We start from the raw sequence: 14,237 nt of genomic DNA, 5'->3' as shown, positions 1-14,237 counted from the left end.
CAAGGAAAGAAAGCTCGCAACCAAGGATATGGAAAGATGACAGACAAAGAAAAAGAACAGAGAAACGAGTGGGACGAAACCTTCGACGCTATCGCCGACCTAGTATTTATACAGGACAAAGATTTCACCATAACAAAAGCAAATAAAGCCCTATGCGATGCTCTTAAGGTTAAAAAAGAAGATATCGTCGGAAAAAAATGCTACGAAGTCCTCCACAACAGGGGCGAACCTTGGGGAAATTGCCCGTTTAAACAGACGAAAGAGGACGGAAAGGCTCATATCGAAGAGGTCGACGATCCAAATATTGGCATACCGCTCTCTGTTACAACGTCACCAATCTTTGACGAAAAAGGCGAGGTCGCCGGCTCAATACATATAGCACGAAACATCTCAGAGGCAAAAGATGCCGAAAAAGAAATAAAAAAGAAAGTCCAAGACTTGGAGAGCTTCCAAAAAGTCGCCGTTGGTAGAGAACAAGATATGATTAAGATGAAGAAATATATCAAAGAGCTAGAAGAGAAATTAGGAGAGGAAAAGTGAAAGGTGAACCTAAGATAGGGATAAGACGTAAAATTATAACGCTTGTTTTTACCGTTACTCTTACCGTTATAGCAATAGGAATAGGGCTAGGATATTACGCTGCAACGAATCTGATGAGAAAAAGTGCAGAAGAAGCCTTTAAAGAGTCGTCTACACAGCTTGCAGAGACTATGAGTAAAATCGTCTCCGAGGAAATCGAAGATATAAAAATATATTCCGACAGGTCCTTATGGGAAGATGATCTTGTAGAAGCCAATGAAAAATACAAGACAATAAACCCTGAAGATATAAAAAGAGCTTTCCTGGAGAAAGATAAAATATGGAAAGAAAATTCAAGCGAAAGCCCTTTGGTGAAAAAAACTCAAGAAAGCCGCTCAGGAGAAAAACTTAAAAGCATAGCAAGAAACGACAACGCTGTAGAAGAGATATTCATAACAGACAAAAAAGGAGGGTTGGTAGCCGCTTCGAATAAAACGTCGGACTTCTATCAGGCCGATGAAAGATGGTGGCAGGAAGCCTATAGCGAAGGAGAAGGAAAGATTTTCGTCGAAGATCTTGAATATGACGAGTCGGCAGGGACATTAGGAATGTCAATTTCTGTTCCAATATATGGTGAGGAAAAGGAGGTAATTGGTGTATGTAAAGCCATTGTAAACGTAGATCGTTTCTTGACGATGCTGAAGAAATTTAAAAGAGGAGAGACTGGCAGCGCAACATTGATTGGGAAAGACGGTTATATAGTATACCATCATGATATGGAGCCTTATACTATAAAAATTCACGACGAAAAATTCCTTAAACTATCAGATGGTATTAAGAAAAGTGATGATATAAAAGAAGAACTTTTTGGGGCAAAAAAAAATATAATCATAGTAGGCGCGGAAGTCCGTAATCCTTTCTTATTAAAAGAAGGGATATCATGGAAAATCTTTGTCGGGCAGAGTGAAAAAGATGTGTTCGCCGCAGTAAACAGGCTTATTATACAAGGAATTTTGCTCACTCCGATTTTGATTATAGTAATGGTAATTTTGGCATTGGTTTTCAGCAAAAAACTCGTCGCTCCTATACAGAAACTTCGTGATGCCACGGAAAGAATCGGTAAAGGCGACTTCAGCAAGATAATAGAGATAAAAACCGGCGACGAGATAGAACAGTTTTCCGACGCCTTCAATAAGATGGTTTCAGAGATAAAACATAATCAGAAAGAAAGCAGGGAAGCAAAAGAATATTCTGAAAATATAGTGTCTTCGATGCACGATGCGTTGCTTGTTATCGACATCGATGGGGCACTCGAGACCGTCAATGAATATACAGAGGAGCTGTTGGGATATACAGAAAAAGAACTTATCGGCGAGCATATGGAGATGTTCTGCGACGATGAAGCTTTCAGAGAAGAGAACTTCAGTAAGCTAATACAAGAAGGTCGCTCACGACAATTCGATACTATATGTAAAACAAAAGAGGGAGAAAGTATACCTGTTAATTTTAGCCTTTCTTTGATGATAGATGATGAGGGCGCGCTCAAAGGCGTGGTATGTGTTGCCCGCGATATGAGGCAAAAGTTGTCGATGATTTCTGAATTGGAAGAGTCCAAGAAAGAATTAGAGGGTTTCTCGAAAACATTGGAGGATAAAGTCAAGGAGAGGACGGATGAATTACAGCAATCGCAGGAAGCAGCTCTTAACATAATGGAGGACATGCAGGAAGCGAAGAGCGAGATTGAGAAAACGAACGAAGAACTTAGCGTTGCGAAAACTGAAATCGAAAGCTTCTCCAAAGGCCTCGAAGAAAAAGTCAAAGAGAGGACGGCAGAACTAACAACTCTTTCTGAGATTTCTAGCGCCATCGCATACACATCGGATTATCAGGAATTGATGAAATTGATAATGGAGTCTTTGCTGAAAATCGTGGATTATGATGTCTGTGCCGCTCTTTTGTTCGACGAGAACACGGCAAATATCACCGTAAAATCAGCGTATTCAGAAGGCGATGACTTCGTCACACAGGTCAAAGATGGCCTTATCTATTCAACTTCTTTGTCCACAGAAGAGAACATCAGCGACAAAGATACGAGCGTTTCCATTATACCCTCAGATCCCGATGCAGAACCGGAAGAAGATAGGAAGTTCGATATTCTGCGGTCTTCATTCAACGCACCTTTTAGCGTCGGCGGTAATGTCATAGGGATGATGAACGTGTCGAGCTGTAAAGATGAGGCTTTTGGCGAAGAAGATATAAAGATAATACATACCATGGCAAATCAGGTTTCTAATGCTATCCACCACTTGAGATTATTGGCTACTGCAGAGAAAACAAAGATGGAATCCATAGTCGAGAGCATGGTAGACGGTGTCATCATGCTTGACGAACGAAATAACCCTGTAATATTAAATCCGCGAGCACGGACGTTGTTGGGTCTCAATGCCGATGCTGAGGTTAGCGGAAAAGAATTCAGAGATATATTGAAAAAACTAAGCCTTGATAAGGAGCTTGCCGAGACGCTGAAGGCGAAAAAAGTTACCACGAAAGAAGTCGTTGATGAAGATGAAAGGACACTGTACTGCAATATAACGCCGGTAAAAGATGTCGATAAGAACATCATAGGAACTATGATAATCTTACGGGATATCAGCGAGAGGAAAAAGCTGAGGACACAGTTTCAATATGCGCAAAAAATGGAAAGCTTCGGTATGCTGGCAGGAGGCATCGCACACGATTTCAATAACCTGCTGACAGGTATTATGGGTAATGTCGATGCCGTGTTGATGGACGTCCCAAAGGATTCCAAGACGTATCAGTATGTCAAAGATATAGAGTCTGCAGGCGATAGGGCAACAGGGCTTTGCAGGCAGATGCTAGCATATTCGGGAGGTAGCGAGATAGAGACAACAATCTTCAGCCTCAGCGATGTTCTGAACGATATGGCGCAGCTGATGTCGGCCTCGATATCAAAGAAAATCGAGATTAGGAAGGAATTTGCCGCAGAAATACCAAACATCGAAGCCGATATCACACAGATCAGACAAATTATTATGAACCTCATTATCAATGCCGCCGAGATAATCGGCGACAAAACAGGCGTCATAACAATTTCAACGGGAGTCGCTGAGTGTGATGAGCATTGTTTCGACGACGATTCCTTTAGCGGGAAGCCAAAAGCTGGCACCTATGTGTATTATAAGATAACCGATACCGGCGGAGGGATGTCGGACGATACTATAAAAAAAGTCTTCGACCCTTTCTTCAGCACGAAGTTCACAGGAAGAGGTCTGGGGCTTGCTGCCGTATTGGGGATCGTCAATAGCCATAAAGGCAGCATCCGTATTAAGAGCGAGATAGGGAAAGGGACAACGTTTACCTGCCTATTCCCGATGAGCACAAAAAAAGTGGCGATACAGCATGGAGATGAAGATGGCGACGACTTAAAGGACTGGAAAGGTAGCGGAACAATATTACTCATCGACGACGAAATACTTGCACGTACCGTTGGAAAGCGCCTTCTGGAGAAGGCAGGATTTGACGTCCTCGTGGCCTCCGATGGCCCTCAAGGTATAGACATTTTCCGTGAGAATAAAGATGAGATCTCCGCAGTCCTCCTTGACTTCGTCATGCCGAAGATGAACGGCGAAGAGGTGTTCCATGAGCTGAGCGATATTGAAAAAGATGTGAAGGTTATAATCTGTAGCGGATATAACGAACAGGAAGCTGTCAGTAATTTAAAGGCGGTGGGCTTAGCAGGATTTATTCAAAAACCATACCGCAATAAAGAGCTTATGACTAAGCTGCGAGCATTATTAACATAGACCATAAATAATATGAAAAGCATACAAAAAAAAAGGAGGTTGTCGTTTTTCTATGCGCTATTAATACCAATATGCTTATCTTTTATTGCTGTGCCACACCAAAGTTTTTCCGCAGAAGAACCCGCGTCTTTTACAGTAGCGTGGACGACAGCTTCACCAATAATGGCAAAGACAGGAGAAAGCATCTCTGTACAATACCTCGTCACCAACACATCGGATAATGAGATGACACTGTCGAGCGAGGTTGTTCTTCCAGAAAAGTGGTCTCTTGTCTTCGGCATGAAAAAACCGATGACTCTCAAGCCTGGAGAATCGAAGCTCAATATGGCCATAGTGAAATCGAACGGCATGGCAGCTGCCGGCGAATACAGCATACAGTGTGTCGTCAAAGACGAAAATACCCCATATACACAGGTGAGCAAAGAAATATCCGTTGTGATCGAAGAGTTCGTGAACATAACAGGAAGCGTCGAAGTCAAACCTGAAATCATCATCGCCGGAGAAACATATTCCATAGAATATAACGTGTATAACCAGGGGAATTTCCCCGTTGATCTTATGATGAGTGTCGCTTCAACGCCACAGATGCCTATCAAGATAACACCCGAGGAGTTTTCTATCTTACCAGGCTCTTCAACGTCGGTGAAAATAACATGTAACACCGACGTCTCTCTAAAAAAACAGGCGACTCAAAAAATTACCCTTATCGCGAGCTCGAAAAAAGACGACACCATTTTAGCACGCATACCTACGTCGGTGATGCTTATCCCTTCTCCCGAGGCATATGAGGGATATTTCCTTAGCATACCGTCGGAATTTAAGATCTCTTACAAAGAGCAGAATTCAAAAAGAGAACTCATGGTAGATATAAAGGGAGAGGGGACCATCAATAAAGAAAAAAATAGCCGAGTGGAATATATGTTTCATCGCCCTTATTATCAAGAGCCTGACTTAAAAAAGCCTAATAATGACTTAAGGCTGTATGCCAACTATTATCAAGATTCAGGGTCGTTACAGCTTGGCGATAATTCCTACACTCTTTCAAGGCTGACGGAAAATGGACGATATGGTCGTGGAATGAAGAGCATCGTGAGTAATGATATCGTGTCACTTGAAGCTTTCTACGTGCAAAATCATCCCGATAGTGAGAGGCCAGAACAGGGAAAGGGGGTGAAAATCGCCGTAGCACCACATGAATATGTTGAGGTGGGATGTAATCTCTTCGATACAAAACAATTGTTCACGCCAGATGTCTACGGCGGGATAACATATACCGTTGACGTACAGATGAAAAATGTTAAAAACCATAAAATTTATACCGAATATGGAAAAAGTGTCCGTAGGGGCTATGCGGAAACACATTCCGCATATTGCATGTTTTATGACGGAAAAGACGACCATGGGCGTTACTTTTCTCTAGGGAAACTGCGTGCTTCACCATCTTATATAAGCTCATATAACGACAGGGATATGCTAACATGCTCTTTTTCTACTCCACTTGGAACATATACGAGAGCTAACGTCGCCGCAAGCAAAACAAAAAGCAATCTTCATAAAGATCTTGAAAAAACTTCGGCGAGCTCTAGAACAAACTATAGCTCGAGAATATCACATAAATATAGTAGTGGCATACAAGCATCCCTTGCATATCGCTTCCAAAAATATATCGACCTTCTCGATGCAGAGACGTCGAATAACAGAGAGCAATGGGGGCAACTTACATTAAATGTTCCAACCTCTTCAGATAGTATGATGCTTTCTGCGGAACGCGGCACGTATCATGACGTCGCCGATAATAGCTATAAAAAAGATTTGCAACGCTATTTGATTTCATGGAACTTCAAAATAAGCGATAGCTATTCGGCTAATGCCGTATATATGGCGGGACATCAAAACTTTGATGCGATAATACCGCTATGGTCGCGAGAGAAGATTATATCAGGCTCTTGGAGAATAAAAAATAAAAGCGCCACATATATTAATCTTGCTATGAGATATAGACACAGAATGACCGGCAACGACAGAAAAAGTGAAAGAGTGCGCTTAGATTTCATCGCCCGCAAGCGAAAGGCATACACCTTCAGAACGAGCCTGGCCTTCTGGAGGTCTACGACAAGAGGAGTGATTGATAGGGATACCAGGCTGTCTCTTTCATATGCCGTTCCTTTTGGACTGCGATATGGTAGAGATCCTAAAAAAGCCTCATTGAAAGGCACCGCATTCCAACAGCAACAAAAAGAGAGGAAATTTATCGAGGGATTGCTGTTAAAAATGGAAGATAGGGTGACAAGAACTGATAGTCAAGGAGAATATTTTTTCAAAGGTGTCGACGCAGGGAAGCATAAAATGTATATTGAGCGCGAGCCTGATAAACTCGTTGCCACATTGCCTGAGCCTATAGAAATTAATCTTCCAGGAAAAGAAACTATAACGAAAGATATTCCTTTTGTTGTAGGAGCGCGATTAAAAGGATCGGTAATACAATATAAGTGGAGCGAACCCAAAACACCGATTGATGTTCCGAAAGACCTTGAACGTGAAAGGGTTGTTCCTAATGCCATAATACTTCTCATCTCAGAAGATGCACAACAGACGGTAAGGACAATCACTAATAGTGCCGGAGAGTTTGATATTTTAAAGATCCTTCCAGGAAAATGGACGATTACTGTTATGGTTTCTGATTTGCCAAATAAATATAAGGTAGAACAAGAAAAATATGCGGTAGAACTTTTATCCGATGATGACAAGGAGCTGGACATTCGCATACTTCCTCCGCCACCAAAAAAAATAAAGTTTCTTGAAAAAGGAAAATTTTGATATAGAAAGGTGTATAAAATAATAAATTTGAATATATATATGAATATGTATAAAGTGAAATTAAAGTTTAGGATGATACAGAAAGGTTGTGTTTTTTTATTGTATATGTTTTTTTGTTTGGCATCGGCAACTGCTGAAGGGGCCCTTACAATGTCAGGGTCAGGGACAAGTTGGATTTTGACACTCTCGCAAGCAGACTTTGATATGGATGTTGGATTTACATCTGTTTTCGAAAATGATGCGGATCTAAGTTTGAGTATTTCAGGGGCAAATAAAAAAGCATGGAAGGTTACCGTTCTTCAAAGAGATGACTTGCCTGAAGGATTTATATTGTCTGTTAAACGTATTGATGATGGGCAAGCAGGTTTGTCAGGAGGCTTGTCGTATACTGTAATCGAAAAGAATGAAGGCGATTTTTTTTATGGCACGGCAAAGATAGATGCTGCTGATGTTTATGGGCAATATAAGCTTGAAGGGTGGTCAGAAAATACCTTGCCAGGAACTTATAGCCTTAATGTTATTAATAAAGTAAAAAAAAGATAGGCTTTTTAGAAAGAGAGAAGGAGACAAATGAATAAAAAAATAGTATTTGCTTTTATGACAATGGCATCATGCTTATTAGGAAATTTGTATGGAGACATTGTAATAGACGGCGTTTTAACACACGATTATTCGGTAGATATCGGCACTAAAAGCTATGGTTCTATAACGGTGTCTAATAAAGGTGACAAAAGTGCCGGCTTTAAAATCTATCTTAATGATTTTCATGACAGCGGATTGTCGACGTTTAGCGGTCCTCCAGGTAGCGCACCACGTTCTAACGCTAACTGGATCACATTAGAATCTCCGGAGTTCGTAACATTGCAGCCTGAGGAGTCGAAGAAAATATTATATAGCGTCGACGTACCAAGAGATAACTCTTTGTTTGGAACTTATTGGTGTGTGGCTATGGTCGAGCCTGTGACAGAAAATATTATCACTACCAACAAAGGTTTTAGCATAACCCCTGTAATACGATATGCGATAAGAGTGATAGCGACAATTAGAGGTACTGGTGAAGCCATTATTGAAATCGGCGACAAGAAAATTGTAGATTCAGAGGAAGAGCTGTTAATTAAGATAGCAGTAAATAATAAAGGCTCAAAGGTTTTCAAGGCTCCAGCGTCTTTTCAGATGTTCTCTTCTACAGGAGAAAAAATCATCGACGAGAAAGGCCGAGAAAGAAGAATCTTTCCTGATGAGTCGATAGAACTTGTATACACGATACCTAAAGAAACACCGCAAGGAGAATATCAAATACTTCTTTTCCTCGAGGGCGAAGATGACATTTTGGCGGCACAGTATGATCTTACTGTCCCAGGATCTGAAGATAAGATGGAAACAATTAAGAATCAAGGAAAATAACTATGAAGGTTATGAAAAAAATTGTAACGCTAGCAAGTGTTGGTTTTGTCATTATAATATCAACACTATACGCCGAAACGCAAACCATTAACTTTACTATCCCACAATTGTTGCTGTTTACTATAGAAGGAGGGTCCGTTACACTCGATATTTCTAGCGAACTTGATATAGCAGGAGGAGGATCGGCAGTGTCAGTGTCGGACGATACTACCAATTACAATTTCTTTCTTATGGGGCAGCCAGGAACGGCTAAAATTACCGCAGAACTTAGTGCTAATATGCCGGTAGGAACGACGCTTAGCGCAACAATGGATACAGATGGAACCGTTAAGGGCTCTCCATCACCATCTTCTCAGGGAGAAAAAATATTGTCTATTACGCCATTAAACCTTGTGACGAGTATTAATAATGGAGCAGTATTCGCATCGACGCTAACCTATCAATTCGGTTATGACCCCGCAACGGCAGACCTTAGCGCTACATCAATACCAAGTGTAATAGTAACGTATACTATATCGGCTGAGTAAGACAAATATTGTAGAGAAAAAATAGTGCGTATGATAGCCAAAAACAAGGCATAGAAAATATGAAAAAAAAATGCGGGCGCTTACTGCTTTTTCTTCTTATGGTTTTTATGGTTTCCTTGGAAGCAGCGCCAAAGGACAGAGAAGTAACGCATACTATTACAATATCGGTTCCCTCTTTAGCAATATTGCGCCTTGAATTTCCAACGGTGCTCATGGAGTTTAATACGTTGCCGACAGAGCCCGTTGATGAAGATATTATTGGAGAGGGTGATACGACATTTAGTTTCGTGTCTAATGAGAGCAATAAAAAGATCGTGGCGAGCATCGCACAGCCTATTCAGGATTCATATATATATCTTGAAGCGGCTTTTACTGTCGATGGCCAAGGACAGGGAGAAGCGACATCTTTAGGATGGCATACGATTTCAACGACTCCTGTAACATTAGTAGATGATATTTCACAGGCGTATTATAAAAATAATACGATACAGTATCGATTGCATGTTGGCCTCGGAGCAACAGCGCTGCAGGGAGATATCGAGATGAATATAGAGCTTGTTGACCAGTAAGTTTATAATAGAAAAATGTAAAATTAAATAAAGAGAAGTGAAAATGGAAAATAGAAAAAAAAATATAGTTGTTGTTCTGTTCTTTGGCTTGATATTTTCGGGCGCAATTTTTTACCTGCTAGGAATGACAGGACAACGAGGTGTTACTCAACGCTTTGGGGACGCGTCGGAAAAAACAGCGACCCTTATCGAAAATAAGATCAACGAAGAGCTTATTTTCTTTAAGAGAACGACGGCGTTCTTCAGCGATTTTGATTCTATATATGAGGTAGATCATAAAAAGTTCATCGATTTTGCATATAAAGCTCTAGGAGTTCAGCCTGTATTATTGGCAGTAGAGTGGGCGCCACGAGTTTTACGAGAGCAACGCGTTCAGTTTGAGAAAAAAGCGCGAGAACTTTCTCCAGGATTTTCCATCGTAGTAAAAGAAGCTGACGGACGCTCGATACCCGTCGCTGATCAGGACGAATATTACCCCATTTATTTTATAGAGCCTTTGAAAGGACACGAGGCAGCTGTCGGCTTCGATATAGCCTCCGATAAGGAGCGTATGATGATAATGCAAAAAACTGCTGATGAGAATCGTGCTATTATCAGCGCTCCTATCGACATCGTCTACAAAAATGATAAACAACAAGGCTTCTTGGCATACCTTCCTGTATACAAGCAGGGCAGGGTTTTTGGTATGGCGCGTGATCGTCGCGAAGCCATCCAGGGCTTTCTGCTAGGGTTCTTCCGCTCTGCAGACCTCATCTATAATATTAAGTCGATAAAAAGCAACCATCTGGAGATAGCGATAGCGGATGTCACAGAATCCGACAACCCACAGCATCTATATAGTTCAATAAAAATCTCCGATGAGAAAAAAATGACGTATGTCGACGTCCGTACAATAGGGGCGCGTTCCTGGCAGATAACATGTGTCGCCGAAGATGGATATTATGTCTTGAGTTATGGCATTCTTGCTTTCGTAGTTTTATTCATCAGCATAATCTTAACCTTGGCATATGCGTTCTCTATGTGGCACGAAGCATCAAAGAGTAAGGTCGCCGTAGATGAGATGCTCGTGCATAAAGGAAATGTTGAGAAACTTCAGAAAGAGAACGAGAAGATAGTGCTAGCAGGGAATGAATTCTTTGATACCATAAGCTATAAAATGCGCATTCCACTGACGAGTATCGTCGGTAATGTCGAGCTGTTGTTGGAAAGCACAATAGACGAAGAACAAAAGAAAGAAGTACAACAAATAATGCGTTCTGCTGAGTCGCTGCTTGGCGTCGCCAATGATGTCTTTGATATCGCCAACATAGAAACAGAACAAGTTGAATTGGCAATAGACTATTTCAACCTTGAGGAAATGATTAAGAATTTATTGTCTACAACGGTGCTAACGACGCGTAAAAAGAAAGTGTCGTTTGACAGCCATTATGAGATGCACATACCACATACGGTGCTCGGCGATGAGTCGCGTATCCGTCAGATCCTTTCGGGTATCATCAAAAACGCTGAGTTCTTCATCGAGGATGGCAAGGTGGAAATCAACGTCGTCGCCGAGAAAGTTAATAAACATTATAATTATAGTATCGCCGTCAGTGATACCGGAGCAGGGATTTCAAAAGAAGACCTTCCTAAGATATTCGACAGGTTCTTCCACAGTGAGAATAACAAAAAGACCACAGAGAGGGGCCTAGGCCTCGGACTCCATCTTTGCCAGAAGCTAGCACAGGCGATGGGCGGCGGCATCACCGTTAAGAGCAAAGAGGGCGAAGGTTCCACATTCACACTGGCGCTTCCATTCAAAATCGCTGAGGAAGACAAAGGCGTCGTCGTAGCAGAAGAAGACGAAGAGAAAGCCGAATTCTCTGTCGTCTCGACGAAGATGGAAGGCGTACTCGTCGTCGATGATAGCGCGTTCAACAGCAAAATCGTTGCGAAGATGCTAAGAAAAATCGTTAACTGCGATGTCGTCGAATGTGGGAGCGGAGCAAAAACCCTCGAGCTGATAAAACAGAAGCATTTCGATGTGATCTTTATGGACTGCCAGATGCCTGAAATGGACGGATATCAAACGTCGCAGAATATTCGCGAGTATGAAAAGTCTTCTGAAGGAAAACCCGCGGTTATCGTCGCTCTAACAGGGCACGTCTTGAAAGGCGAGCGAGAAAAATGCTTGGCCTCCGGAATGAATGACTATCTCGTTAAACCAGTGAAACTCGATACACTGTGGCAGGTGATGAAAAAATGGGCGCTAAAAGATAAAGTGGACTCAACGAAAGAGGATGCGCAAACATGATAGACCATGAAGCACTTAAAGAGATCTCCGGCGGAGAAGAAGAGTTCATCAGGGAGATCCTTGAGCTTTTCCTCACGACATATAAGGAACCATTCGATGCAATAAGAGATGCCGTGCAAAACAACGACGTGCATCTTGTAGAAACGACGTCCCACACCTTTAAAGGTATGGTCGGTAATATCACCACCGGCGAGCCTTTTATCCTGGCACAGGAGCTGGTGACGATGGCAAGAGAAGACACTCTGGAAAAGGCGGCTGATACTTTTGCTTCCCTTGAAAAAAATGTGGAACAGCTCGTCGAAGAAATTAAGCTGTGGCTGACAGATAACCCTTCTCCATAGGTCGCAAACAGGGGTAGTAATCTCAAATACTGTGTTTTTGCTGGAAATCATCGGCGATGATATGGTAGCATGCAGTCAATAATTCAAAAATCTAATCGAGAGGCATTTTATGAACAAAAAAACAACACCACCAAGCGAAGAATATAAAATCACAATAACAGGACGACATGTTCATGTAACCGACGCCATGAAAGAATATGCCAAAGATAAAATCGCTAAGATAGAACGCTTTAGCAAGAATCTCATTGACGTCGTTATCACCATGGACATACAGAAACTCGAACACCGCGTCGACATCGTGCTAAAAGCAGGACATGTAAAAATAAAGGTCAACGCCGTCAGTAACGATATGTATGTCTCCGTCGACAAAGCTATAGATAGGCTACAGACGAAACTTCGCAAATACAAAGACCGCCTACATCACCACCAGACAAAAGCATTATCGGCTATCGATATGAACGTTAACGTGATACGCCCCCACGATGAAGACGTCGATGATATCAACGACGCCATCGAAGCAGAGACATATAGCCGCCTTGCCAGTGAATTCTCACAGCATAAGATCGTTAAAAAAGAAAAGCGTCTTCTGAAATCACTCTCTATCGACGAAGCTATGATGAAGATGGAACTCTCAGAAGATATGTTTAAAATTTTCAGAGACGAAGAAAGCAATAAACTAAAAGTCATATACCGTCGTGTCGATGAAGACTATGGCGTCATCGAGATAGAATAACGTGCCACCATATATTTTTTTATTCGGAATTGGTATTACCGTCGTCGTCGGTATCGTCGGCGGAATAATATTTTATAAGCTTATACGCTGGTGGGAACAATGGCGACGCGTACGCCGCATGCGCTGGGGAATAAAAGCTGAAAAACGTATCGATAGTATACTAAGGTCGTACGGCTATGACGTTACGGGAGTGCAAAAACCACTGTCGATGACTATGTATGTCGACGGCAAAGACGTAACATACCAGGTGCGCCCCGACGCTATAGCACGCAAAAAGAAAAGCATATACGTCGTAGAAGCCAAGACGGGCACATATGCCAGCAGCCCATTCTATAGCAGCACAAGAAGACAGATGATGGAATATTACCACAGCGCACCTTTCGACGGTGTGCTCCTCGTCGATGCCGACGCCCGTACTGTCAAAGTTGTGACATTCCCCAGAGCGCCGACGATACGCCGCGGAGGTTTCTTGAGAAGCATGCTAGCCTTCCTCGTAGGAGCTTGCGTAGGAGCAGCAATGATATATTGGGTATTGTGATGAATTCCGACTCCAATGAACAGCAGATATATGACATCATTAGAAACGAATGGGTGGCGGCGCTACCAGAAGAGATAATACGACAAAAACTCGTTGCTATGATGATCGAAGATAAAGGCTTCCCAAAAGAACTTATCTCCGTCGAAAAAAGCCTTCGCGATATGCCACACCTCACCGACATCAAAGGCTCTCTTCCCGACCGCCGCGTTGATATCGTCGCCTTCGCCAAAGGCATACACCCCTCATACAACTTATATCCTCTACTCGTCGTAGAATGTAAGGCCGTGAAGATAACAGAAAAAGTGATAAGCCAGGTCACAGGATATAATCACTATATGAAGGCATGCTTCGTCGCCGTAGCAAACGATACAGAACTCCGCACTGGATGGTACAACAACACCCTCGACAAATATACCTTCATCGAAGGCATGCCAACATATGACGAGCTTGTCGCCGCTATCCAAACTCCGAACCCCGAACTCTGATTTTTTTCACCACAGAGTCACAGAGTACACAGAGAGCGCCCACTGCGCAGAGCGCGCGCAGCGGACGCACAGCTGTCGCCATTGTCGAAGATTGTACTTTTTTTCTTTGTTTTTATTATAGCAAACGTCACAACACAATCCAGTTCTTACGACAACGGTGAGAGGGGGCACTGCCGTGTCCGGGTGA

Annotated in this window: 12 protein-coding genes; all 12 read left to right on the top strand. The window is 42.3% G+C overall.

The window, feature by feature from the left end; genetic code table 11:
• Positions 1-36 precede the first annotated feature (36 nt).
• The 12 genes from HN980_05910 to HN980_05855 all read left to right on the top strand — a co-directional run bounded on the left by HN980_05910 (position 37) and on the right by HN980_05855 (position 14,050).
• Positions 37-540 (top strand): PAS domain-containing protein, encoded by a 504-nt coding sequence (locus HN980_05910; GenBank protein ID MBT6929007.1) that lies wholly within the window; start codon positions 37-39, stop codon positions 538-540.
• Complete coding sequence (locus HN980_05905) at positions 537-4,343, top strand: PAS domain S-box protein (protein MBT6929006.1); 3,807 nt, start codon at positions 537-539, stop codon at positions 4,341-4,343. The genes HN980_05910 and HN980_05905 overlap by 4 nt, the downstream gene beginning before the upstream one ends.
• A 12-nt stretch (positions 4,344-4,355) precedes the next feature.
• Positions 4,356-7,160, top strand: a complete 2,805-nt coding sequence (locus HN980_05900) for a hypothetical protein (GenBank protein MBT6929005.1) — start codon at positions 4,356-4,358, stop codon at positions 7,158-7,160.
• Between the two features lie 39 nt (positions 7,161-7,199).
• Entirely contained in the window at positions 7,200-7,703 is a 504-nt protein-coding gene (locus HN980_05895) for a hypothetical protein (GenBank protein MBT6929004.1), read from the top strand.
• A gap of 27 nt (positions 7,704-7,730) precedes the next feature.
• Positions 7,731-8,564 (top strand): hypothetical protein, encoded by an 834-nt coding sequence (locus tag HN980_05890; protein MBT6929003.1) that lies wholly within the window; start codon positions 7,731-7,733, stop codon positions 8,562-8,564.
• A gap of 2 nt (positions 8,565-8,566) precedes the next feature.
• On the top strand, positions 8,567-9,091 hold the full coding sequence (locus HN980_05885) for a hypothetical protein (protein MBT6929002.1): 525 nt from the start codon (positions 8,567-8,569) through the stop codon (positions 9,089-9,091).
• Positions 9,092-9,150: 59 nt separating this feature from the next.
• Entirely contained in the window at positions 9,151-9,660 is a 510-nt protein-coding gene (locus HN980_05880) for a hypothetical protein (protein MBT6929001.1), read from the top strand.
• Positions 9,661-9,703: 43 nt separating this feature from the next.
• Entirely contained in the window at positions 9,704-11,953 is a 2,250-nt protein-coding gene (locus tag HN980_05875) for a response regulator (GenBank protein MBT6929000.1), read from the top strand.
• On the top strand, positions 11,950-12,294 hold the full coding sequence (locus HN980_05870; protein MBT6928999.1) for an Hpt domain-containing protein: 345 nt from the start codon (positions 11,950-11,952) through the stop codon (positions 12,292-12,294). Before HN980_05875 ends, HN980_05870 begins: the two co-directional genes overlap by 4 nt.
• Positions 12,295-12,403: 109 nt before the next feature.
• The gene (raiA, locus tag HN980_05865) at positions 12,404-13,027 is read left to right on the top strand and encodes a ribosome-associated translation inhibitor RaiA (protein ID MBT6928998.1); all 624 of its coding nucleotides are present in this window, start codon (positions 12,404-12,406) and stop codon (positions 13,025-13,027) included.
• 1 nt (position 13,028) lies between these two features.
• The gene (locus HN980_05860) at positions 13,029-13,565 is read left to right on the top strand and encodes a hypothetical protein (GenBank protein MBT6928997.1); all 537 of its coding nucleotides are present in this window, start codon (positions 13,029-13,031) and stop codon (positions 13,563-13,565) included.
• A complete protein-coding gene (locus HN980_05855) occupies positions 13,565-14,050 on the top strand; it encodes a hypothetical protein (protein ID MBT6928996.1) in 486 nt (161 codons plus the stop codon). Before HN980_05860 ends, HN980_05855 begins: the two co-directional genes overlap by 1 nt.
• Positions 14,051-14,237: the final 187 nt, after the last annotated feature.

The sequence above is a fragment of the Waddliaceae bacterium genome (genome assembly GCA_018694295.1).
Taxonomy (GTDB): Bacteria; Chlamydiota; Chlamydiia; order Chlamydiales; family JABHNK01; genus JABHNK01.
Note: the sequence above shows the minus strand (reverse complement) of the source record. Positions and strands in the feature narration are given on the sequence as shown.

Coding starts and splice junctions, on each gene's coding strand:
- HN980_05910 (MBT6929007.1), top strand. CDS start 37: ATGACAGACAAAGAAAAAGAACAGAGAAACGAGTGGGACGAAACCTTC.
- HN980_05900 (MBT6929005.1), top strand. CDS start 4,356: ATGAAAAGCATACAAAAAAAAAGGAGGTTGTCGTTTTTCTATGCGCTA.
- HN980_05895 (MBT6929004.1), top strand. CDS start 7,200: ATGAATATGTATAAAGTGAAATTAAAGTTTAGGATGATACAGAAAGGT.
- HN980_05890 (MBT6929003.1), top strand. CDS start 7,731: ATGAATAAAAAAATAGTATTTGCTTTTATGACAATGGCATCATGCTTA.
- HN980_05885 (MBT6929002.1), top strand. CDS start 8,567: ATGAAGGTTATGAAAAAAATTGTAACGCTAGCAAGTGTTGGTTTTGTC.
- HN980_05880 (MBT6929001.1), top strand. CDS start 9,151: ATGAAAAAAAAATGCGGGCGCTTACTGCTTTTTCTTCTTATGGTTTTT.
- HN980_05875 (MBT6929000.1), top strand. CDS start 9,704: ATGGAAAATAGAAAAAAAAATATAGTTGTTGTTCTGTTCTTTGGCTTG.
- HN980_05870 (MBT6928999.1), top strand. CDS start 11,950: ATGATAGACCATGAAGCACTTAAAGAGATCTCCGGCGGAGAAGAAGAG.
- raiA (MBT6928998.1), top strand. CDS start 12,404: ATGAACAAAAAAACAACACCACCAAGCGAAGAATATAAAATCACAATA.
- HN980_05855 (MBT6928996.1), top strand. CDS start 13,565: ATGAATTCCGACTCCAATGAACAGCAGATATATGACATCATTAGAAAC.